22 protein-coding genes and 1 other RNA gene are annotated in these 22,470 nt (G+C 54.2%); 12 read left to right on the top strand and 11 right to left on the bottom strand.

Annotated features, from left to right (window positions below; translation table 11 throughout):
• Window positions 1-28: 28 nt before the first annotated feature.
• A complete protein-coding gene (dapE, locus tag P8T57_RS10190; protein WP_341363027.1) occupies window positions 29-1,174 on the top strand; it encodes a succinyl-diaminopimelate desuccinylase in 1,146 nt (381 codons plus the stop codon).
• Between the two features lie 41 nt (window positions 1,175-1,215).
• Entirely contained in the window at window positions 1,216-2,301 is a 1,086-nt protein-coding gene (locus P8T57_RS10185) for a 2OG-Fe(II) oxygenase (RefSeq protein ID WP_341363026.1), read from the top strand.
• Window positions 2,302-2,308: 7 nt separating this feature from the next.
• Here P8T57_RS10185 and P8T57_RS10180 read toward each other — a convergent pair whose 3' ends face one another.
• Complete coding sequence (locus P8T57_RS10180; RefSeq protein WP_341363025.1) at window positions 2,309-3,010, bottom strand: TetR/AcrR family transcriptional regulator; 702 nt, start codon at window positions 3,008-3,010, stop codon at window positions 2,309-2,311.
• 157 nt (window positions 3,011-3,167) lie between these two features.
• Here P8T57_RS10180 and P8T57_RS10175 point away from each other — a divergent pair, with 157 nt between their 5' ends.
• Complete coding sequence (locus tag P8T57_RS10175; RefSeq protein WP_341363024.1) at window positions 3,168-3,836, top strand: glutathione S-transferase family protein; 669 nt, start codon at window positions 3,168-3,170, stop codon at window positions 3,834-3,836.
• Between the two features lie 134 nt (window positions 3,837-3,970).
• Here P8T57_RS10175 and P8T57_RS10170 read toward each other — a convergent pair whose 3' ends face one another.
• On the bottom strand, window positions 3,971-4,579 hold the full coding sequence (locus P8T57_RS10170; RefSeq protein ID WP_341365355.1) for a glutathione S-transferase family protein: 609 nt from the start codon (window positions 4,577-4,579) through the stop codon (window positions 3,971-3,973).
• Window positions 4,580-4,720: 141 nt separating this feature from the next.
• On the opposite strand from P8T57_RS10170, the gene P8T57_RS10165 reads away from it, so the two are divergent.
• From P8T57_RS10165 to P8T57_RS10155, 3 genes are all read left to right on the top strand, one after another.
• Window positions 4,721-5,602, top strand: coding sequence for a LysR family transcriptional regulator (locus P8T57_RS10165; RefSeq protein ID WP_341365354.1), 882 nt, complete (start codon window positions 4,721-4,723; stop codon window positions 5,600-5,602).
• A 43-nt stretch (window positions 5,603-5,645) separates the two neighbouring features.
• Complete coding sequence (locus tag P8T57_RS10160) at window positions 5,646-6,233, top strand: DUF1801 domain-containing protein (RefSeq protein WP_341365353.1); 588 nt, start codon at window positions 5,646-5,648, stop codon at window positions 6,231-6,233.
• Window positions 6,234-6,315: 82 nt separating this feature from the next.
• Complete coding sequence (locus tag P8T57_RS10155) at window positions 6,316-6,684, top strand: DUF1636 domain-containing protein (protein WP_037989438.1); 369 nt, start codon at window positions 6,316-6,318, stop codon at window positions 6,682-6,684.
• A gap of 20 nt (window positions 6,685-6,704) precedes the next feature.
• On the opposite strand, the gene P8T57_RS10150 is transcribed toward P8T57_RS10155, so the two are convergent.
• Complete coding sequence (locus P8T57_RS10150) at window positions 6,705-7,499, bottom strand: transporter substrate-binding domain-containing protein (protein ID WP_341365352.1); 795 nt, start codon at window positions 7,497-7,499, stop codon at window positions 6,705-6,707.
• An 85-nt stretch (window positions 7,500-7,584) separates the two neighbouring features.
• A complete protein-coding gene (nudC, locus tag P8T57_RS10145; RefSeq protein WP_341365351.1) occupies window positions 7,585-8,511 on the bottom strand; it encodes an NAD(+) diphosphatase in 927 nt (308 codons plus the stop codon).
• Between the two features lie 197 nt (window positions 8,512-8,708).
• Between nudC and ffs the strand changes: the two genes are divergently transcribed.
• The 4 genes from ffs (at window position 8,709) to recR (ending at window position 11,901) form a co-directional block, all read left to right on the top strand.
• Window positions 8,709-8,803, top strand: an RNA gene (ffs, locus tag P8T57_RS10140) — signal recognition particle sRNA small type.
• A 155-nt stretch (window positions 8,804-8,958) separates the two neighbouring features.
• Window positions 8,959-10,860: a DNA polymerase III subunit gamma/tau gene (locus P8T57_RS10135; RefSeq protein WP_341365350.1), complete on the top strand. Its 1,902-nt coding sequence runs from the start codon at window positions 8,959-8,961 to the stop codon at window positions 10,858-10,860.
• A complete protein-coding gene (locus P8T57_RS10130) occupies window positions 10,857-11,180 on the top strand; it encodes a YbaB/EbfC family nucleoid-associated protein (RefSeq protein WP_007091823.1) in 324 nt (107 codons plus the stop codon). The genes P8T57_RS10135 and P8T57_RS10130 overlap by 4 nt, the downstream gene beginning before the upstream one ends.
• Window positions 11,181-11,307: 127 nt before the next feature.
• Entirely contained in the window at window positions 11,308-11,901 is a 594-nt protein-coding gene (recR, locus tag P8T57_RS10125) for a recombination mediator RecR (RefSeq protein ID WP_040060315.1), read from the top strand.
• A gap of 1,153 nt (window positions 11,902-13,054) precedes the next feature.
• On the opposite strand, the gene aroQ is transcribed toward recR, so the two are convergent.
• From aroQ to P8T57_RS10090, 7 genes are all read right to left on the bottom strand, one after another.
• Window positions 13,055-13,504 carry a type II 3-dehydroquinate dehydratase gene (gene aroQ / locus P8T57_RS10120; RefSeq protein ID WP_114094074.1) on the bottom strand — a complete coding sequence of 150 codons (450 nt, stop codon included), beginning with the start codon at window positions 13,502-13,504 and terminating at the stop codon, window positions 13,055-13,057.
• A 28-nt stretch (window positions 13,505-13,532) separates the two neighbouring features.
• Window positions 13,533-15,416 carry a TIM barrel protein gene (locus P8T57_RS10115; protein WP_341365349.1) on the bottom strand — a complete coding sequence of 628 codons (1,884 nt, stop codon included), beginning with the start codon at window positions 15,414-15,416 and terminating at the stop codon, window positions 13,533-13,535.
• An 86-nt stretch (window positions 15,417-15,502) separates the two neighbouring features.
• On the bottom strand, window positions 15,503-16,156 hold the full coding sequence (locus P8T57_RS10110) for a GntR family transcriptional regulator (RefSeq protein WP_063092140.1): 654 nt from the start codon (window positions 16,154-16,156) through the stop codon (window positions 15,503-15,505).
• Between the two features lie 11 nt (window positions 16,157-16,167).
• Complete coding sequence (locus P8T57_RS10105; RefSeq protein WP_341365348.1) at window positions 16,168-17,016, bottom strand: shikimate dehydrogenase; 849 nt, start codon at window positions 17,014-17,016, stop codon at window positions 16,168-16,170.
• 11 nt (window positions 17,017-17,027) lie between these two features.
• Entirely contained in the window at window positions 17,028-18,296 is a 1,269-nt protein-coding gene (locus P8T57_RS10100) for a TRAP transporter large permease (protein WP_341365347.1), read from the bottom strand.
• Complete coding sequence (locus tag P8T57_RS10095) at window positions 18,293-18,778, bottom strand: TRAP transporter small permease (protein WP_037989435.1); 486 nt, start codon at window positions 18,776-18,778, stop codon at window positions 18,293-18,295. Before P8T57_RS10095 ends, P8T57_RS10100 begins: the two co-directional genes overlap by 4 nt.
• A 139-nt stretch (window positions 18,779-18,917) precedes the next feature.
• Window positions 18,918-19,943, bottom strand: coding sequence for a DctP family TRAP transporter solute-binding subunit (locus tag P8T57_RS10090; protein WP_007088248.1), 1,026 nt, complete (start codon window positions 19,941-19,943; stop codon window positions 18,918-18,920).
• 416 nt (window positions 19,944-20,359) lie between these two features.
• On the opposite strand from P8T57_RS10090, the gene P8T57_RS10085 reads away from it, so the two are divergent.
• Both P8T57_RS10085 and P8T57_RS10080 read left to right on the top strand, forming a co-directional pair.
• Window positions 20,360-21,094, top strand: coding sequence for a Crp/Fnr family transcriptional regulator (locus P8T57_RS10085; RefSeq protein WP_110252833.1), 735 nt, complete (start codon window positions 20,360-20,362; stop codon window positions 21,092-21,094).
• Entirely contained in the window at window positions 21,078-22,451 is a 1,374-nt protein-coding gene (locus P8T57_RS10080) for an adenylate/guanylate cyclase domain-containing protein (RefSeq protein ID WP_341365346.1), read from the top strand. The genes P8T57_RS10085 and P8T57_RS10080 overlap by 17 nt, the downstream gene beginning before the upstream one ends.
• Window positions 22,452-22,470: the final 19 nt, after the last annotated feature.

Raw genomic sequence — 22,470 nt, 5'->3', positions numbered from 1 at the left:
ATTCATCAAGAAGCCAAGAGAATATCAAATGTCCGCCGCCCTTGATCTTGCCCAATCCCTGATCCGCTGCCCGTCCGTTACCCCTGCGGATGCCGGTGCGCTTGATGTCTTGCAGACAGCCCTTGAAGCACGCGGTTTTGACTGCAAACGAAAAGTGTTTCACGAAGACGGCTGGGACAGCATAGACAACCTTTATGCGCGGCTGGGAACCAAAGGGCGCAATTTTTGTTTTGCCGGGCATACTGATGTGGTTCCGGCGGGCGATGTCGCGGCCTGGACGGTTGATCCATTTGGTGGCGAAATCAAGGATGGCCGTCTGTTCGGGCGCGGCGCGGTTGATATGAAAACCAACATTGCCTGTTTCGTTGAATCCGTTGACGCCTTTCTGGCGACCCATCCCGATTTTGACGAAAGCATCAGCTTCCTGATTACCGGTGATGAAGAAGCCGATGCGGTGAACGGCACGATCAAGCTGCTGGACTGGTGTGACAAGCATGGCGAGAAACTTGATGTCTGCCTTCTTGGCGAGCCGACCAATCCGACATATCTCGGCGAGATGATGAAAGTCGGTCGCCGCGGTTCCATCACCGGCTGGCTGACGATCTATGGCGCGCAGGGCCATGTTGCCTATCCACATCTGGCAGATAACCCGGTACCGCGCATGTTAAAGGTCCTCAATGCACTGACCACGCATGAACTCGATCAAGGCACCCCGCATTTCCAGCCAAGCAATCTGGAAGTTACCACCATCGATGCCGGGAATCCGGCGACCAACGTGGTTCCGTCAAAGGTCAGTGCTGCATTTAATATCCGTTTCAATGACCTGCATCAGGGCGTCGATCTGGAAAAATGGATCCGTGAAACCTGTGCCGCACATGCCGGTCCCCATGACCTTAAAGTCAAGATTTCCGGCGAAGCCTTTGTATCCGAGCCCGGCAGACTGGCAGCCCTTATTTCCGACGCCTCGGAAAAAGTCACCGGCCACCGACCGGATATGAGCACAACGGGTGGCACTTCGGATGCGCGCTTCATCCACAAATATTGCGAAGTCGCGGAATTTGGCCTTGTCGGGCAAAGCATGCACAAGGTCGATGAGCATGCGATGATTGATGATATCGAAAAACTGGTCGTGATTTACGCCGATATTCTTTCGGGGTACTTTGCGAAAGTCTGAGAAAGGCCGGATAGATTTAAATGGATCGGGGGATCAGGGAAATGGCAGAGACACCGAAGGCCGCAACCAGTTCAATTCGGATTGCCAAAGGTGACATTGTCCCGAAAATCGTCCTGCCCGATACCGCCGGACAAACGGTCGACCTGACAGATCAACTGATCGCGGGAAACACACTTGCGCTTTGGTTGCTGGATGAAAAACCGACCAAGGAAACATGGCAGGAAATTGATCGGTTTCTCGATCAGGTCGCGGGTTGCGAGACCCTGACTTTTCTGATCATCGGCGGCACTAAAAGCCCCAGGAAGGCAGCAAAGTCAAACGCCAAGGCAACCGAGCTTTATGACGCGGAAAACGCGGTCAAAAAGCTGTTTGGCGTTACTGGCCTCTCAATGCTTCTGATCGATCCAAATCATCGGCTGGTGTTCAACGCATCGTTTGCGGATGTTGATAACGGCATTGACGTCTGCAAGGCAATCCACGCCGGAAGCAAATCAGACGTGATCAATCGCCAGGCACCGGTCATGTTGCTGCATGACATTCTGGAACCGGAATTGTGTCAGGAACTGATTTCCTATTGGGAAGCCGGTGAAAAGCGTGCGGATGGTGTATCCAAGGGGACGGAAAACAGCAGCACGGCGAAATCCGACATCAAAAAGCGCAATGACGTTGTCCTTCTGGATGAAGTGCTGTTTGAGAAAGTCAAAAGCCGACTTGTGGGGCGGGTTATCCCGGAACTGTTCAAGGCATTCCAGTTCAGAACGGCAAGCATGGAAGCCCTAAGGATCGGGTGTTATGACGCCGCCGACAAGGGACATTTCGGTCGCCACCGGGACAATCGCACCGCATTTACCGCACATCGTCGATTTGCAGTGTCGCTGAACCTGAACCCGATAACTTACGAAGGCGGGCAGGTTCGTTTTCCCGAGTATGGTCGCGGCCTTTACGCGCCGCCTGCCGGGGGTGCCGTCGTATTTTCCTGTTCACTGTTGCATGAAGCAATGCCGGTGACCAAGGGACGCCGATTCGGGATATTTACCTTCCTAACCGATGAAGCCGGTGCGATTGCAGAACAGAAAATGATTGCACAACGCAAAGGCCAGGTTGCACCACTTGCGATGAAACGCTGATCGATCGTTAGATAGGGCTTTCAGCGGATTGGCGCGCAGTATTCTCCACGCTTTCTTGTAGTGACTTGAGACGCGGCACGGATTTTCGCACGGAGTTCAGGATCAGTTCGGCCGTTTCGTCATCGACAGCCCGGCCAAGCACCATCGCACCAACCATCATCGACAGCATCGCGGTTGCATTGATGCGGTGTTCCTTACCGATTTCAGCAAGCGGCGGATTTTCAAACCAGATATCGCCTTCTTCGCGGGTCATCGGCGCCATGCCCCGTTCCTCAAGTGCCAGTTTCGCCGCAAGCTTGCCGCATGCCCCGCGGATAACCTTGGAAAAAGCCTTCTGTGCCCGCTCGCCTGAACGGGCAACTTCGGTTGAAAGCGTTGGTAATGCACAACCCTTGCCGGGGTGATGCAGATGCTGATTTGACAGATAAAGCTCGGCAAAGGTGGTGGTCCAATCAAGTCCGAATTTTTCGGCCTTGCGCAAGCGTGACAGGATCGGTTCACCAAGAAGATCGATGCCGCTTTCGACTGTAGCGACAAACAGATCTTCCTTGTTTTTGAAATGGGCATAAAATCCGCCGCGCGTGAGCCCGGCATCAGCCATCACCTGATCGATGGTCACATGTTCATAGCCAACCGTTTTGAAAAGCTTGGCCGCCGAGCGGATGATTTTTTGCCTCGTCTTTGGTTTGTGGTCCGGGCTGTAAGGCATGCTTTGGCTCCGATTGGTGTGGCTGGAAACAAGGCTCGCACATTTTTATAATATGTTCTTGAACATATTATGTAGTCCGCAATCCTGTTGGCAAGTTTCGCGCATCAAAGCCCTGTTTCGGTTTCATGCGCGTATCACTGATGCAAAGGATTTTGCGATGTCCGAGGTGATTATTTACGGCATGCCGCGTAGCAGCCTATCGCGCACCGTCCGTATTGCCTGTATCGAGAAAGAGATTTCGTTCGAGTTTCGCACCAAGGGCATTCAAACCTCCGGCTCATCCCCTACGCCCGAATTGCTACGCTTCAACCCGTTTGGCAAGGTGCCGGTTTTGGTACATGACAGTCTGGTGCTATACGAAACAGCCGCGATCTGCCGGTATATTGACGATGCCTTTGACGGACCATTGTTACGCCCCGTGCGTCAGGACAAGGTCGCGCATATGGAACAATGGATCAGTGTCGCGCTTACCCGGCTTGATCCCCATATCCTGCGGCAATTTGTCATTCCGATGGTCTTTGCCGATGAAGAACAGCGCAACGATCCCGGCTTTGCCATACGCATGAGCCGCATGGGCGAGCTGATTGCAGGAGACCTCAAGGTTATTGATCCGCATTATGCTGGCGGCTGGTTGTTCGGCCCGCGTTTCACCATCCCCGATATGCTGATCATGCCAATGATCCAGTATCTGAAAGCAATGCCCGGTGGGCCGGAAATTCTGGCAGAAGTCCCAAATATAAATGCCGCTTTCAACAGTTTTCAGGCACGCCATTCCGCAGCCGCAACTGATCCGCTATTGCCCGACCGGATTTTACGGTCGGCATAGGGACTCACAACCATCTTTTTCTTTGCACCGATGCGCTACCGGGATCGCGCATCGGTTCTTGCAGCCGCCCCGATAAGGATGCCCCAATATGCCTTCCGATGACGGGGCGGCTGTTTTTCATTAAGCGAGTGGAGTCAGGGCTTCCACGTGATCGGAACATATCCCGGCAGCGCCGCAATGCGGTCAAGCCATACTTGGATGCCCGGATAGACCGACAGATCAATATCGCCCTCTTCGGCAACGTGGGTGTAGGCGTAAAGGGATATATCAGCGATGGTCAAGGCGTCCCCGACCAGCCAGTTATGCCCCGACAACCGCTTTTCCATCAGATCCAGCGCCTTTTTCGCACCAGCCCGCTTCATCGGCACCAGAATATCGGCATGTTCAGGCATGCCCTTGATCCCGACCCATGACCGCAAAACAGCAATCGTTGGTTCATGATCATATTGTTCAAAGAACAACCATTGCATGACTTCCGTGCGTTCCCACGCATCGGCCGGCAAATAAGGCGTTCCATCGGCAAGATGGATCAGGATCGCGTTGCTTTCGACAAGAACCCGACCATCATCGAATTCCAGCGCAGGAATTTTGCCATTGGGGTTGATCCGCGACATGAAGTCATGTGTGCGGGTTTCACCCTTGGTGATGTCATGTTCGACCAGATCAAATGATTTGCCAAGCAGGGTCAGCAGCAAACGAATCTTGTAGCCGTTTCCCGACGGTAAAAAATCGTGAAGTATCATTCCGGTATTCCTTTGGCACATACGGTTTCGTACTGGCCGGCCGAGGGAGATAATTGGTTCTGGCCCAGGATCAAACAATCGAATAGTTTTGACCTGACCGTTCAATTTTATTGATCTTTTTTACTGATCAAAGGAAGTCACATGGATTCCGATCTGCTCCGAAGCTTTGTCGCCTTTGCCGAATGTGGCAGTTTCAACCGTGCTGCGGATCGGATCGGCCGCACTCCATCGGCATTTTCCATGCAGATGAAACGGCTGGAAGATCTTGTCGGAAACAAGCTGTTTGAACGGGAGGGCCGCAATGTTTTGCTGACAGCGGACGGCATCACCTTTGTCGGTTATGCAAGGCGAATGCTGTCGTTGCAGGACGAAGCCATGGGAAAGATGCGCGGTCATGATAGCAGCCGTCCGATCCGGATCGGATGCCCGGATGATTACACTCAGAAAATCCTGCCGGTGGTGCTGCGTGCAATACGCAAGGTCCATCCCGATGCCAAATTCTTCATTTCCGTCAACCCGACGATATTGCTGCGCCGGATGCTCGACCAAGGGGAACTTGATATATCCGTCATCAGCCGGTCGGAACAGGGTGAAGAAGGATATTTCTTGCGTCATGAGCCCGGTGTCTGGGTTTCATCCCCCATTCACCGACAACATCTGGCAAACCCATTATCACTTGTTCTGCCTGCAGAGGATTGCAAATTCCATGCATGGGCAATTGATGCGATTTCCAAGGCAGACCGGCCATATACCTTGCTTGCGACCACACGACAGGCCGCATCGCTTTTGCATCTGGTGCGTGACGGTTTGGGTGTCGCCGCCCTTGCAGCGGCAAGCGTCACCGATGAGTTTCAGATTCTTGAAAGTCGCGACGGTTTCCCACCATTACCCGCAGTCGGCGTAGCCCTGATGCTGTCAGATACGTCTCATCCACTTGTTGATCGCCAACTTGCCGCAGCAATACAGAATTTTGTCAGCGAGTATGTAGTTGATGACGACTTGACCAAACGCGCGGCAAGCTGATTTTATTCCGCCGGGGAGACGCGTCCGCCGGAGATTCAACAAAATGAATAGTCTGACATCAAAGATTGAGGCCCTTCTGGCACAGGAGAAATGGCACGAAGAACGCAAGGCCCTGCGAACGATCATTCTTGAATCGGGCCTGACCGAAGACGTGAAGTGGGGTAATCTTTGCTACACGTCGGAGGGCAAAAATATCCTTATGATTTACGGGATGAAAGATGATTGCGCGCTTGGATTTTTCAAGGGCGCGTTGATGGAGGACCCTGAGGGTGTTCTTGCGAAACCGGGTGAAAATTCGCAAGCAATGCGCCGCATTCATTTTACGTCGGCTGAAGAAATCAGAGCAAAAGAAAATGCTCTGAAGGCCTATATCAAAGCGGCCATCGAAGTCGAAAAATCCGGCCTGAAGATTGATTTCAGCGAAAAGGAAAATCTTGAGCTTCCGGCTGAACTTTTGGATGAATTTGCAAAAAATCCTGATCTTGAAAAAGCGTTCAAGGCCCTGACGCCGGGTCGGCAGCGGGGATACAATCTTTATTTTTCTGGCGCCAAACAATCGGCCACACGCAGATCCCGAATTGAAAAATCTGTTGCCGGAATTCTTGCGGGCAAAGGTCTTCAGGGTCGATAGAGCCACCAGATGATTGCTTGACCCGATAACCGGCAAGCTGATTTTATGCGCCCCCGCAAACACCATAATCATGACGGATACCATGTCCCCAAAAGCCCGCCTGAATATCTGCACGACCTGCACCGCATCCTCGACCGAAGGGGCAACCGAGCCACGTCACGGTCGGATACTGTTTGATAAAATGGTCGAAAACGGGGCGACGCTGGACATACCGTTTGAAATCAGGGCCGTTGAATGCCTGACCAATTGCAAGTCGGGCTGTTCGGTTGCGCTGAATGGCATGGGAAAATGGGGTTATGTTTACGGAAATATTGATCCGGAAAACATGATCGCTGATCTGCAGGAACTTGCCACAAAATACGCGGAAACCGATGACGGCATCGTGCCTTGGCGTGAACGTCCTGAAAGTCTGCGTCGCAATGTGATTGCCCGAATCCCGCCACTAGACTGACGGCAATTGAGGCCAAAAGCTTAACCTGTTGGCAAATTTCCGTGCATATCGCGCCATTCCTGCGCGATATTTCCTTCCCTTTTCACTATCCGGATTAAATCATTGAACTCAGCCAGCGATATCGCCGACTGTTTTGAAAGAACCGCAACCAGCTCGTAGCTGAAATCAGGGCTTGGTCCAATAAATACTCTCTGACTCAGTTCCGGATTTTTTGCATAGGCTCTTGCCAGAAATCCTGCTGAAACAATGCCAACGTCACCTTCTCCGTCCAACAAATGGTCGAACAATTGTTGTTCGTCATAGTGGAACAAAACACCGAAATGATCTTGCAAATACTCAGGATTGGCGTTGAAAGAGGCAAATTTATAATGGAACCCCAGTACGCAAAGAAGCTCATGTCGGGTTATATCGTCGAACCAACCTGGCCCCGGAACGTCCTCCTTGCGGGCAATGAATAAATCATATTCGACAACAATGGGATCAGAAAACAGAACATCCTGATCTCTCCAATCCCAGTCGGGACTTTCCATCAAAATGAGATCGAAGCCCCCCATCGCAAGATCGTTGTAGCGACGACGTGACGATGTTTCGACCAATTCGAAAAAGTATTTCGATTGGATGGCATTGAGGTCTGCAATCAATTCCGGGGTGAAACCTGAAGGTTTATCATTTTCAAAAAAATAGACGACGCCATATTCATAGGCGCCAACCTTGACAGGTATCGCGTTCTTGGTGTCAGCATTGGCCACTGTGGCAACCACCCAACAAACCAGTACGCTCGACATATGACAAAACCAACGAAATATCCCCTGCATCAGAAGCCTCTCCCTTTTCGCACACTATAAATTGCCAATGCGCGTCGGCTCCGGATTTTGCATCAGGATATGACGCTGGTCCCTTCTATATGCGGCCTTCGCGCCAATTTTCCAGAAGGTAGCGTGCAATTGAAATCGGACGGGGAAGGTTGATGTCCTTTTCGGGGAGCCCGGCAACATCGTCGCGATGCACCCACATCGCAAATTCAATTTCCTTTTCATCAATGACGATGTCGGTCGTTTCTGCCTCGGCGACGAAACCCAGCATCAATGAACCGGGGAAAGGCCATGGTTGAGATGCAATATAACGTGCACGTTTGATGCGTATCCCGACTTCTTCGAACACTTCGCGCGCAACCGCCTGTTCAAGGGTTTCGCCCGGCTCGACAAACCCGGCAAGCACAGAAACGGTCCCTGGAAGAAACTGTGGTGAGCGCGCCAGCAACACATGATCATTGTGATGGATCAGCATGATGACCGCAGGATCAGTCCGCGGGAAATGCGGTGTGCCACATGCCGGATTACTGCATTGCAGACGGTAACCGGCTTCCATCACATGGTTGGGGTGACCACAAACACCACAAAAACGGTGCTTGTGGTGCCAGTTGAAAATGGCACGGGCCTGGGCCGCCAGGGCGGCCTCGTCTTCGGAAAGGGCTGCCATGCGGCTTCGCATATCGCCAAACCCGCCCCCAAGCCGACGAATGGCATCATCACGATCGGAAATAACCGGTTCGATATCAATCGCGATGACCGCCTCGCCGCCCTGTCGACCGATATAGATCCAGTTTGCCCGTTCGATTTCGAGATCAAGATGCGGCAATGCCGGGCCGCCCACAACGACCAGTTCATGTTCGTTCATGTCTTCGGGCCAGGCAAAAAGCGGATCACCGCCATGGCAGATCAGGATTTTGACGGTTACCTCAGCCAGCAACAACTCGCGCCAGTTTTCCCGGGTGCGCAACTGGGCATCGCGATCCAGATCTGTTGCTTCGTAAAACAGCCTGTCCATTTCGGGGCAATTCCTTGGTTGGATCCACCAGAGACGGGATCGAGTCCCGTAATTCAATATGGTGGGTCAGCATATTCAGGTGACGGGCACCGACATTAGCGCGACCAAACCCGCCATCAAAGCCACGATCATGCGATTTATCAAAAAATCAAAGCCGGGCCTTGCGTTTTATGGTTCCTTGCGCGATATAGGGGGCGAGAGGCTGGCCGTGGACGGACCGCTCGCCAACCCGGTCAGGACCGGAAGGTAGCAGCCGTAACGAGTTTTTCCGGGTCGCGGTTCAGTCTCTCACCCTTTATATCCCCCCAAAAATCACATGTTTCCGCCATGCTTTGCAGCATCATGCCTGCTATGGAATTTTGTGCGGGAAATTTCCCACTTGGTCTTTCCCATGCGGGGGCGAAGCTGCTAAAACCAAAGCACATTGAAACATGCCGGACCGGATGAATGACGGATCAGATCGACAGCACCGAAACGTCAGCACCAGAAACGCCCGAGGCTGAGGCGCCAGAGCTTGATATGGAACAGGAACCCGCCGCAGCGGCACCTGCATCTGTGACTGCGCCAAAGGCCGAAGAGGCGCCCAAAAGCGAATATCAGGTTCTTGCCCGCAAATATCGCCCGAAAACCTTTGACGAGCTGATCGGCCACGGGCCGATGGTCAAGACGCTGTCGAATGCGCTTGAAAGTGGCCGACTGGCGCATGCCTTTGTTCTGACCGGGGTGCGCGGGATCGGTAAAACCACGACCGCCCGCATCATTGCGCGCGCGCTGAACTGCATCGGACCGGATGGCAAAGGCAATGCCACCATCGAGCCATGCGGTGTTTGCGAGCATTGCCGCGCGATTGCCGAAGACCGTCATGTCGACGTTCTGGAAATGGATGCCGCGTCACGCACGGGTGTTGACGATATTCGCGAACTGATCGAAGGCGTTCGGTATCGACCGACATCGGCCCGCTACAAGATTTACATCATCGACGAAGTGCACATGCTGTCGAAAAGTGCGTTCAACGCGCTTTTGAAAACGCTGGAAGAACCGCCAGAGCATGTGAAATTCATCTTTGCGACCACCGAAATCCGCAAAATTCCGATCACCGTTCTGTCGCGTTGCCAGCGTTTTGATTTGCGCCGGGTTCAGACCGATGAACTGGCCGCCCATTACAAACGCATCGCAACCCTTGAACATGCCGATATCGAGGACGAGGCGCTGGCCCTGATCGCGCGCGCGGCTGACGGATCGGTTCGTGACGGTATGAGCCTTCTGGATCAGGCGATTTCGCATGGTGCGGGCAAAGTCACCACCCAGCAGGTTCGCGATATGCTGGGCCTGTCAGACCGGTCGCGGATTTTCGATCTGTTTGACCGGACCATGAAGGGCGAAATCAACGAAGCGCTGGAATTGCTGGGGGCGCAATATGCACTGGGCGGCGATCCGGCGGTGATGTTGCAGGATATGCTTGATCTGACCCATTGGCTGACGCGTGTGAAGCTGTCACCCGAGGCGGCAAATGATCCGGGCGTGTCGCAGATCGAACGCGACCGCGGCAAGGAAATTGCCGCCAAGCTTGCCATGCCGCAGCTCACCCGTGCATGGCAGATGCTGCTTAAAGGGCTTGAAGAAACCCGCATTGCACCAAGTCCGATACAGGCCGCCGAAATGATCCTGATCCGGCTGGCTTATGCCGCCGAAATGCCCCCCCCGGGCGATCTGATCAAGAAACTGCGCAATGATCTGAACAAATCCGGCAATGCACCGCAAGGTGGCGGCGGCAGCAATGGTGGTGGCGGACCGGGTCCGCGCATGCAGGTGGTTAATGGCGGCGGGGCGGCGGTTGCCCATGCGCGCCCTGATCCGCTAGGTGAGCCCGAACAGGCCCCGCAGCAGGTTTATGCCAAGCTGCCCGAAACCTTTGCCGAAGTCGCCGAATTGCTGTCAAAAGAGCGGGAAACAACCGCACTTGCGATCCAGCTTAAAAACTATATGCATCTGGTGAAATACGAACCGGGTCGCATTGAATTCCGTCCGGCGCGCGGAGCGCGTGCGGATCTGTCGAGCCAGCTTATCAAAACCCTGAACAATCTGACCGGTCATCGTTGGCTGGTCAGTGTTTCGGAACGCGAAGAAGGTGCGCCGACCCTTAAGGAACAGGAACTCGAGGAACTTGAACAGCGCAAGGCGGATGCATCACTTGATCCGCTGGTCAAGGCGATCCTTGACGGATTACCAAAGGCAAAAATCGTTGCCGTCCATCTGCCACCGGGACAGGAAGAAACCGAGGGCGAGCAGGATGACAGCGGTTCCGTTTACGATGATGCATTTTATCTCGAAGGAGACGACGAGCTATGAAGAACCTTGCAGGGATGCTGAAACAGGCCCAGCAGATGCAGTCCAAAATGCAGGAAATGCAGGAAGGACTTGTTGCACTTGAAATCGAAGGCCAGTCCGGGGCTGGCATGGTCAAGGTCATGCTGAACGGCAAGGGCGAGATGCGCGGCCTGAAACTCGACAAAAGCATTGTCGATCCCGAGGATACCGAAGTCCTCGAAGACCTGATCGTTGCGGCCTATAACGACGCCAAGGTCAAGGTCGAGGCCGCTGTTCAGGACAAGATGAAGGACGTCACCGGCGGGTTGAACCTGCCGGAAGGTTTCAAACTTCCGTTCTGATCGGCAAAACCGGTATCAAATTGCGGTCATGCCGCATAAATCAAAGGGTGGCATTGCGCCGCCCTTTGTTTTTGATACAAGCTATCAGAAACAGTCATCACAAGATCAACCGCAAGACGGGACCATCATGAACGGACGGGAAATCGAAAATCTGATCAAGCTTCTGTCACGCCTGCCAGGGCTTGGCCCGCGGTCGGCACGGCGTGCGGTTTTGCAGATGCTCAAAAAGCCCGAAACCCTGATGATCCCGTTGTCCCACGCGCTGGAAGAAACCGCCAATGCCATGACCAATTGCGGCATTTGCGGCAATATTGATGTTGTCGATCCGTGCCACATCTGTGCCGACCGCAATCGCACCCGCGATGCAATTTGCGTGGTCGAGGAGGTGCAGGATCTTTGGGCGCTGGAACGTGCCGGGGCGTTCAAGGGGCAATATCATGTTCTGGGCGGGACATTGTCGCCGCTTGACGGGGTTGGGCCGGATGATCTGCGTATCGACCAGTTGATCGAACGGGCACGTGACGAGGCTGTGACGGAAGTTATCCTTGCGACCAACGCGACCGTTGATGGCCAGACCACGGCACATTACATCACCGAACGCCTGATCGAAACCGGGGTCAAGGTTACACGTCTGGCGCACGGGGTCCCGGTTGGTGGCGAACTTGATTACCTTGATGACGGCACGCTGGCCGCAGCCCTTCGATCACGCAGCGCAGTTTGATCGCAAACCGTTCATGAAAACAGAAGGGCAGCATTTAATTCTGCCTAGGATATTGATAAATATACCTTTTCGGTCACGCAAAGCATCGGCCGGGAATTTTTTCCGTTTTTCTTTGAAAAAAGTTCTTGATTTGTTCTTTCGGTTGTGGCATAAAGATAAAGTCAACAGGACAAATGGGTCCGGAGACAAAACCCGCAAAACGTGATCCGCTTTTGCGGGTTTTTGCGTTTCGGGCGGCAAAACAGGAATGAGACGATGATGGGACAGCGATCTGACGGGATGACATGGCGGGGACGGCGTCGCCAAAGGAGCATCACTGGCGCATGGAAAAGCCATTACGGCGGTGGTGTGTTCGTGCCGTAAGGCTACGCGAAATTTGCGAAAAACGGGTGTTTATCATGACGGGAGAAATGTGTCCTTGGGGCAAGGGCGTCTGAACGGGGTAGCGAGAGCCGGGGCGAGGCTGGTCTGGTTTGGTCCAGTCCGGTCGATGAAGCGTGACAATGCCGAGAATCAGCGGGCCCGAATTGCGCCCGGATTGGATCAGCACGGGATCGGCGGCCGGGTTGCCGGGATTGGCTGGCGGGGAGCGGCTAGCAGGATCGGTTGCCAGCGGGCTGGTGGTGCGTTCGGAGATGCCGAAACGTGGGTCATCGATGGCGGGATTTGTGTGCCTGCCATTCGGCAACGTTGTTGCCCTTGGGGTGAGGTGCGTTTTGGGGCAACCGAGAGCGAGCGTCGTTCGGGGCAGAGGGGTTGGTTGGCTGGCGGGATTGGTTTGGCGATTGACCAAAACCGTCATTCCGGGCGAAACGAAGCGCAGCGCAGACCCGGAATCCATGCCCCGCTGAAAGAGACTAGATTCCCGCCGTCGCGGGAATGACGATCTGGTTGGGGGGCTTTGTCAGCGGTCCGGGGTTGGTTGGCTGGCGGGATTGGCTTTGGCGATTGATCACAATCGTCATTCCGGGCGGAGCAGAGCGCAGACCCGAAATCCATACCCTGTTGCAGGAGACGGAATTGCCGCCCCCGCTTTCACGGGGGCAGGCTTTGCGGGAATTGTCTCTTGAAGGAATGTTATCTGTGAGCTGTTCAGCAGTCCGAGGCAGCATTCGATGCTGCCTTTGTTGTTTCGGACCCGGGCACCATCACCCTATTTGGTCTGCGCAATCTTTTCCGCGGCAAGACGCGTTGCCAGTTCATAGCCATAAGCACCGGCACCTGCCATCACGGCATTGGCAACCGGGCTGATCCAGCTGTGGTGGCGGAATTCTTCGCGGGCATGCGGGTTGGAGATATGCAGTTCGATGATATAGCCATCGAATGTTTTCAGCGCGTCATGAATGGCGGCTGATGTATGGGTATAGGCCCCGGCATTGATGATGATCGCATCTGATCGTTGCCGTGCATCATGGATGAAATCGACAATGCTGCCTTCGTGGTTTGACTGTTCAAACCGGACGGAAACCCCCAGCGTTTCGGCAAGGGACGCGCATTTATCCGCGATACTTGCCAAAGTGTCATAGCCGTAGATTTCCGGCTGCCGCTGCCCCAGAAGGTTCAGGTTGGGGCCGTTAATGACAAGAATTTCCGAAACGCTCATGGTTTCCTGATCCCCTGAAATGGTTTGCTTATTTCGACGTCTGACTGCGCCGGTTCATACGGGTTTGCGATGCCAGCCGGATGGGTGCATTGGCCGCACCAAACCCGCGATAATCGCGACGTTCGACCAGTTCAAAGAAGAACCGGTTGGCGAAGGTCTTGGTATAGACCTGAAAATACTCGCCGTCATCATCACGATCATAAAGGATGTTGGCAGCCTTCAGTCGATCCAGAAGATCGGGATCAAGTCCAAAGCGCGCCTCGATGTCATCATAGTAATTTTCCGGGATTGGCAGAACTTCAACACCATTTTTCCGGCAAAAATCGACACTGGCAAAAATATCGCCACTTGAAAGTGCGATATGTTGCACGCCGCTTCCGAAAAACTCACTTAGGAATTGTGAATGCTGGGTATGGGGGCTTTGCGATCCGTTCAGGATCAGCCGCACCCCGCCATCCTCACCCTGAACCACCTGACTTTGCACAAGCCCGCCGGGATCGGGCACATCGACCGTTGGCATTTTGCCAAGATCGAAGATCGAGGTGAAATACAGCACCCAGGTCAGCATTTCCTCGTACTGCATCGAATAGGAAACGTGATCGACCGATTTCAGGTTGGCGTCATTTGCCGGTTTGTCGGCAGTTGTCGATGCTTCGAATTCGACATCCCAGATGCGCGCCAGTTCGCTTTGATCATCAAGGAAATAGACCAGACTGCCGCCCACACCGCGGATGGCGGGCATTTCGATTTCGCCCGGGCCAACGGACTGGACAAAGGGTGATGCCAAAAGGGATTGCGCGCGTTTAAGCGATGCGTTTGCATCATCGACCTTAAGCCCCACCGCGCAAACCGACGGGCCATGCACGATGTTATAGGAATGCGCGAAACCATCCTTGTCGCAATTGATCACAAGGTTGATATTGCCCTGCTTCCACCATGTGACGGCCTTGGATTTATGGCTGCCGCGTTTTTCAAATCCAAGCCCGGCAAACAGGGCCGCAAGCTTTTCGGCGTTTTCTTCTTCGACCGCGAATTCAACAAACTCGACATTGCGGGCATGCGCCTTTGGCGGCAGGGCAACCGCCTTTTCCCCGATTTTTACACCTTCGACCCCATCCCCCAGATAAATCAGGGAACGCAAGCCATCCTTGGCAACGTTTTTGGTCGAGCTTGAGCGGAACTGGTCATTGAAGATTTCAAGTGATAGCGGCCCGTCATACCCGGTCCGGGCCAGATTGCGCATGAATTCATCAAGGGGAAAGTCCCCCTGCCCCGGAAAGCACCTGAAATGGCGGCTCCATGAAAGCGGGTCCATTTCAAGGATCGGGGCATCGGCGACCTGCACAAGAAAAATCCTGTCGCCGGGGATCGATGCAATCGCATCAAGTGGCACCTTGCGCGCCATGATGTGGAAGGTATCAAGCACCAGACCGACATTGGGGTGATTGGCGCGCCGCACAACTTCCCAGCTGTCGCGATAGTCGCTGATATGTTTGCCCCAGGACAGGGCTTCGAACGCAATGCGAAGCCCACGTTTTGCCGCGCGGTCGCCAAGTTCGGCCAGATCTTTTGCCGCACGATCAAGCCCGCCCAGCGAATGCGGCGAGACGTTCGAGCAAACCATCAAAAGATCGGTACCCAGTTCTTCCATCAGATCGAACTTGCGTTCGGCACGTTCAAACGCGCGGGTGCGCTGGGGTTCGGGCATGCCTTCAAAATCGCGGAACGGCTGGAAGGTGACCAGTTTCAAACCAAGGTCACGGATGGTCTTGCCGACATCTTCGGGGGAGCCATCAAAGGTCAGAAGGTCATTTTCAAAAATCTCGACACCGTCAAAACCAGCAGCGGCAATGGCATCAAGTTTTTCCTGAAGATCGCCCGATAGCGATACGGTCGCGATGGAAGTCAGCATTTTATCCCTCCGGGATGGTCGTGTGGCGCATCGGCACCGTCGCGCGGAAGGACTTCCGGGCACGTTGCCCGGCAGGATCGGTTCGATCAGTCCTGCGAACGACGCCGATAGGTTTCAATGTGGTCGGTCAGTTTTGCCAGTGCGGCATTCTTGTCGCGCGCCAGCGCCAGATCGCAAATGCTACGATGTTCATCAATGATGTCTTCGGCACGGAAACCATGCGTTTTCAGCTCGATCACCACATAGCGGCGGAACTGGTCAAAGATTTCACGATGCATGCGCATATGCAGATCTGATCCGCAGGCCGAGATCAGCGCCTGATGAAATTCGCGGTCATACTGGCTCCAGCGGACGGTCAGTTCACGGCTGTCCTCGGTCAGCATCCGTTTTTCAATGGCCGAAAGCTTGTGATGGGCGGCGGCAACACGGCCTTCCCACTCAACATCCCCGGCATCAATCGATTTCGCAAGCCCGTTGGTTTCAAGCAGCAACCGCATCGCGGTCAGTTCCTTGAAATTCGAGGGCGACGTTTCGACAACCCGAAAACCTTTCTGCCCTTCGACAAAAACAAAACCCGACGCAACAAGACGGTTCAGCACCTCGCGGAGCGTGTTGACCCCGGCATTATAACGATCCCGCAACGCATCAAGCTTCAGCTTCACACCGGGCTGGAGTTCGCCATACAGGATGTCATCGCGGATTTCGTTATAAACGGTCTCGGCAACTGTGCTGCTGCTCATGGACTTTCCCCTTACCCCGTCAATGCCTCGGGATAGGCATTGAAATATTCGATCCGGGCGGCATCCCCGTCGATCTGCGCCCCGCTGAAAACCTCGAACGCTTCAATACCCTGAAAAAAGAACAGTTCAAAGCCGGTCATGACCGAAAGCCCGGCCTTTCGCGCGGAATGCAGGAATGATGTTTCAACCGGCGTGTAAACCGCATCAAACGCCCATTTCTGTCCGCCCAGCAAAGCAGCATCAATCGGACTGCCCGGATACTGGTTCATGCCAACCGGCGTACAATTGATCAAACCGTCCGCATCGCGGATCGCATCGGAAAGTTCAGGTTCGGGAACAAAGGCAACGTTGGCCCCGCCCGCCTTCAGGGTCGCAACCAGCGTATGGCCACGATCAACATCCTTATCATGGATAAGGATGCGTTCCGCACCAAGCCCGTGCAACCCGAATGCCGTGGCAAGGCCGACGCCGCCAGCCCCCATCTGCAGCACCGTACCCGGTGCCTGATCGCCAAACTGCCCGCGATAGCCGCGCATGAAACCGACATAGTCGGTATTGTCCCCGCGCCAGCCATCTTCGCGGAACACCACCGTATTCACCGCACCAAGGGCCTCGGGAAGACGTTTGCGACGCTGGATCAGCTTGCGGGCCTCGGTTTTGTAGGGATGGGTAACATTCACCCCGGCATAACCAGCCTTGGCACAGGCTGCAAGTTGCCCGATCAGATCGAAATCGGCGATCTTTTCACTGTCGAGATAGTCATAGGTCACATCAATTCCGCACATCCGGCCAAGCAAGACATGCAGTCTGGCCGATTGGCTGCGTGATATGCCTTTACCGATAAGACCAAGTTTCAACATGGGGCGAAATCCTAAAATCCGAACAGGTTGGGCATGAAAGTGACAAGTTGCGGCACGAAGGTGATCAGGATCAGAACCGCCAATTCTACCAGGAACAACGGCATGATCGATTTGATCATCCGGGCCATACCAACATTGGCGATGGCATCCGCAACAAACAGGCAAAGCCCCATTGGTGGTGTGATCAGCCCGATCATCAGGTTGAAGATCACGACAATGCCAAAATGGGTCGGATCAATACCAAGGCTGATCGCAATCGGATGCAGGATCGGCACCAGAACCAGCATTGCGGCAATGCCTTCAAGCACCAGACCGACACCAAGCAACATGATGTTGATCAGGATCAGGAACATTGTCGGGCTATCGACATAGCCTAGCACAAACGAACTGACCGCCTGCGGAATCCCGGCAAAGGTCATGAACCAGTTCGCCGCGGCGACCGTGCCCATAATGATCAGGATGCTTGAAGAATCACGCATTGAGTTGGCAAAAATACCCGGCAGGTCCGATGGTTTGAGTTCGCGAAACACAAACAGTCCGACAACCAGTGCATAAAACACGGCAAAGCTTGCGGCCTCGGTCGGGGTCACGACCCCCGCCAGGATTGATCCGATCACGAAGACCGGCATGAAAAGCGGGATCAATCCATCCCAAAGGGCGCGCATCTTTTGGCGCATATTCATCCGGCCACGCGGCGTGGCATAATTGGCCGCAAAGATGCGGACATAAACCGACAACGCAATCGCAAGCAGGATGCCCGGAATAATCCCGGCCAGAAACAGCGCTGGAACCGACACATTGCTGGTAATCAGCGCATAGATAATCACAGGAATACTGGGCGGAATAATCGGACCGATTACGGATGATGCCGCCGTCAGAGCCGCGGCAAAATCGCGCGGATAACCTTCTTTTTCCATCGACGGGATGAAGATACGCCCGATTGCCGATGTATCGGCCACCGCCGACCCGGAAAGGCCCGCAAAAATCACCGAGGACCAGATATTGACCTGGGCCAGACCGGCTTTGGCATGGCCAACAAGCGCATTGGCAAGATTGATGACCCGCGACGTGATTCCACTGGCATTCATCAATTCCCCGGCCAGAACAAAAAGTGGAATGGCAAGGATGGTGAAGCTGTCAAGCCCCGCAAAAATGCGTTGGGGCAGAAGATCGATGCTGAATGTCGCACCACCAATGTAGATCGCAATCGCCAGCGCAATCGCAAAGGCCACCGGCGCGCCAATGGCAAGCAGAACAAAAAGGCCAAGCCCCGTGATCATGATTCCTCACCCCCTGAAGATTTGCGGGTGAAGAAAGCAATGAGACGAAACAGTGCCGCAATAACAAGGCAGACCCCGCCAACCGTCATGGCGATTTGCGCCCAATACATCGGAATTCCGATGCCCGATGCCATAATCCCACCGCGCTTGGCGGCAAAGATCAAACCGGCATGGACCAGAATGCCCCCCAGTATCAGCGTTGCGACATCGACACCCAGCGCAAGCTTGCGGCGGATCGGGGCAGGAACGGCATCAATGAATATGCTAAACGTAATCTGTGTACCTTGCAGATAGGCAAAAGCCATTCCGAACATGGTGCCATAGATCATCGCATATTTCGCGACTTCCTCGCTCCATTGCAGAGGCGCGGAAAAGAGGTAGCGGCTGACACTGCCAGCAAAGACGACGCCAAAGACGACAAGGATGCTAAATCCCGAAAGCCCGGCAAGCAGATGCCTGAAAGCATTTTCTGCGCGTTGCATAAGTTCCTCTGGATGAACACGGGAAGCCGACAACATGACCGCGACAATTGTTGGTGCCTGTCGCGGATGCGATGATCACTGAACAAAAAGGGCAGGCCGGGCTCAAAGGAGGTCTGAGCACCCGGCCTGCCAATGCCGGTTACATAGAGGCTTCAGCCTCACCGACAGCAGATTGCAGTTTTTCGATCCATTCAGAACCGATCTCGCCCGACAGCCAATTGATAACTGCTGGCTGGGCCACATCACGGAACGCTTTCAGCTGTTCCGCTGTCGGGGTTGTGACTTCCATCCCTTCGGCAGCAAGTTTCGCGACACCTTCGGCCGAGTTGAACTGCTGGACCGCACGACCAACATTCGATGCAATCCCCGCCGCGCGCCGCAGAAGCGCCTGATCGCCTTCGGTCAGGCCCTGATAAACGCTTTCATTGATCAGGATGAAGTCGGTTCCATATACGTGACGGTCAAGCGTCAGGTATTTCTGCATTTCGTAGAACTTGTTGGCATAGATCACGCTGATCGGGTTTTCCTGACCATCGACCGTACCAGTTGTCAGTGCCGTCGGCACTTCGGGCCACGGGATCGGGGTGGGATCCCCCCCAAGTGCCTTGACCATTTCGACGAACAGCGGAACCGTCATGACACGGATTTTAAGGCCTTCCATGTCTTTCGGCTCGGCAATTGCGCGCTTGGAATTGGTGAAGTTGCGGAAACCGGTTTCGCCATAGGCCAAGGTGCGCAAGCCCGTTTTTTCAAGGCAATGCTCGGCAAGCTGTTTTCCGAAATCGCCATCCAGAACCTTCCATGCGACATTCGCGTTCGGGAACATATAAGGGATGTCGAGAACAGAAGCTTCGGGGCAGACTTTCGAGAACGGACCGGAAATCATCGACATGGCAAGCGTGCCATCCTGGGTATTCTGCAGCAGGTCGGTTTCCCCGCCAAGCGAACCGGCCGGGAAAAGCTGAACTTCGATGCGGCCACCCGATTCAGCTTCGACAATGTTTTTAAAGACCTGTGTTGCGGCCCCCTTCTTCGAGGTCGTCCATTCAGCCGGATCAACATGGGCAAAATTCAAAGTGATGTCCGCAGCCTGGGCAGGTACGGCGAAAGAAGCAGCAGCAAGCGAAACAGCGCCCAGCAGCGTGCTTTTGGAAACGAATTTCATTTTTTTCCTCCCGAATGAAAACAATCCCGCTGGCCCGATATTATTCATGGTGTTCTGCATCGGCCCTTATCGGAATAGGGAGACTTTAAAAAATATAGGAGATTTTGTCAAATATTCTAGAATCAATATAATTTAGAACATGTTCGGCAAACCCACATTCCCAAATCCTAACCGCGCCGATGCCTGTTTGATGTTATGCACCTGTCGGTACCAATATCGGCATCACGCCATCCATCTTTCCACGACAAAGACGGATCAATTCGAACTTTCTGGATGCTCTTCCTTCGCCATCCCCCTGCCGTCACAATGGAATTTGCTGTAAAACACTTGCGATGCAGCCGGTATTTCATGCTACTTTGGCCCAGCAATGCATCGATTCGATGATCGAAACGACGCCCATTTCAAAAGTGAACTCAGTGAACAGCGTTACCGGTACTGCAACACCCCAACTGGCCAAAATTGCCTCGCGCATTCTTGCGGGCAGTTTCCTGTTCGAGGATCTCGATCCCGAACTGCTTGCCCAACTTTCGAATCAGGCAAGTGTCCGCCGGATGGACGATGGTGAATTGCTGTTTGAAAAAGGCGCGCCTGCCGATGGATTATACGCTGTCGAGGCTGGTAAAATCCGCATTTCGACCGTTTCAGACACCGGCAAGGAAATCGTTTTGAACGTGTTGGCCCCCGGTGCGGTATTTGGCGAGATCGCGCTTCTGGATGGTGAGCCGCGCACGGCAACCGCGCGTGCTGTCGGCCCGACACGGCTTTTGTTTATTTCACGTGATGATTTCTTTGAAATCTTTGACCGCGAGGCACCGCTCCGCCGTCATATCACGGCTCTTTTGTGCCGTCGCCTTCGTTGGGTCAGCGACCTTTTGGAAGACGCCAATTTCCTTGATCTTACCGGACGACTGGTCAAGCGCCTTTTGTGGCTGGCTGAACGTCACGGTGGCCCAGACCCGGAAGGCATCCGCATCGCCCTTCCGCTGTCGCAACAGGAACTGGGCCTTATGCTGGGTGTGACACGCGAAGCGGTAAACAAAAAGCTGCGCGACCTTGAAAAACGCGACCTGATTACTCGCCGTGACGGGCGTTTGGTGATCCGCGATACAGACGGCCTGAAAAACCTTCTCGCCGATGCAATCAAAAGCTGATCCTTCTCCCAGTTCCCTGTTTGATCGACTGGTCGCCCGCGAGGAAAAGCGTGGCCTGATCCTTGTGGCGTTTCTACGCATATGCATGCTTGCCTTCATCCTGCTGCTGTTTTCCAAACCGGATTCGCCAACAGGTGAGCTGTATTCCCTACTGGAAGTTCTGGGCTGGTTCATCCCGGGTGTTCTGGTTCAGCTTTTTGTCGCCTTTCGCGGCGGCAACTGGCGCTGGTTGCTTTATATTCTGGCAATCGCCGATGCGGCCCTGATCGTTTATGTGTCGGTCGTTCCAGACCCGCTGAACCCATTTGCCGATCATCCGGCATGGCTATACAGCTTCGTCGTTCGGGATCGGGGCGTTGTGTTCTCCATGATCATGATGGCACTGGTCATCATGACCTTTTCACCGCGTCTTATCATCTGGTTCGGGTTCTGGCTGTTCGCCGCATGGAGCACCAGTATTGTCTGGCTGATGACCCGGCCCGGTGTCATCGTTTCGCAGCATTTCGGCGATGACTGGACACCAACCCAGGACGAAATCATCACGACCTATACCCTGCCGGAATTTATCGACATTTCGGCATTGGCCGAGCAGGTCGTGATTGTCGTGGTGTTTACGCTGGCCTGTGCGGTGATGGTTTCGCGGTTACGTGTCCTGATCAATCAGTTTGCCGCCGCCGAACGCGCGCATGGCAATCTGGCACGATATTTCCCGGCGGCCCTCGCTGACCAACTGGCAGATCGCGATGAGCCGGTTCGCGTTGGCGCGCGACGGGAATGCGTGATCCTGTTTGCCGATATCATCGGTTTTTCCGGTTATGCCGAAAAACGCGATCCGCAGGATGTGATGCGTCTGTTAAACCAATTCCATCAGATCATGACGACACAAATCGGTGCCTATGGCGGGATTGTCGAAAAATATATCGGCGACGCCGTCATGGCCAGTTTTGGCGCATTTGACGATATGAATTGTCCGGCGGCAAACGCGTTATCGGCCGCGCAATCCATGGTCAGCCATGTCCGGGACTGGCAAAACGGTGATCTAGCAGATAGCACAACGCCACTTCAGATCGGTATCGGCCTTAATTTTGGCCCGGCGGTTGTTGGTGATATTGGCGAAGGCGAGGCCGTTACGCCCGCTGTTATCGGCGCCAGCGTCAATCTGGCAGCCCGTCTGGAACGTGCCACCAGAACCCTTGATACCGACATCATTATCAGTGACAGCTTTGCCGACAAACTTCGGTCCGAGGCACCCTCTGCCACATCCATCCTGATGCGCAGCTTTACCAAGCAGGATGCAATTCACGTCAAAGGTTTCAGCCAGGCGGTTAGGGTTCACTTCCAACCCCGGTCGATATAACCGAATAATTCGACCGTCA

It is taken from the genome of Thalassospira sp. SN3W (genome assembly GCF_038070535.1).
Taxonomy (GTDB): Bacteria; Pseudomonadota; Alphaproteobacteria; order Rhodospirillales; family Thalassospiraceae; genus Thalassospira; species Thalassospira xiamenensis.
This window is presented reverse-complemented; position numbering and strand designations above follow the sequence as displayed.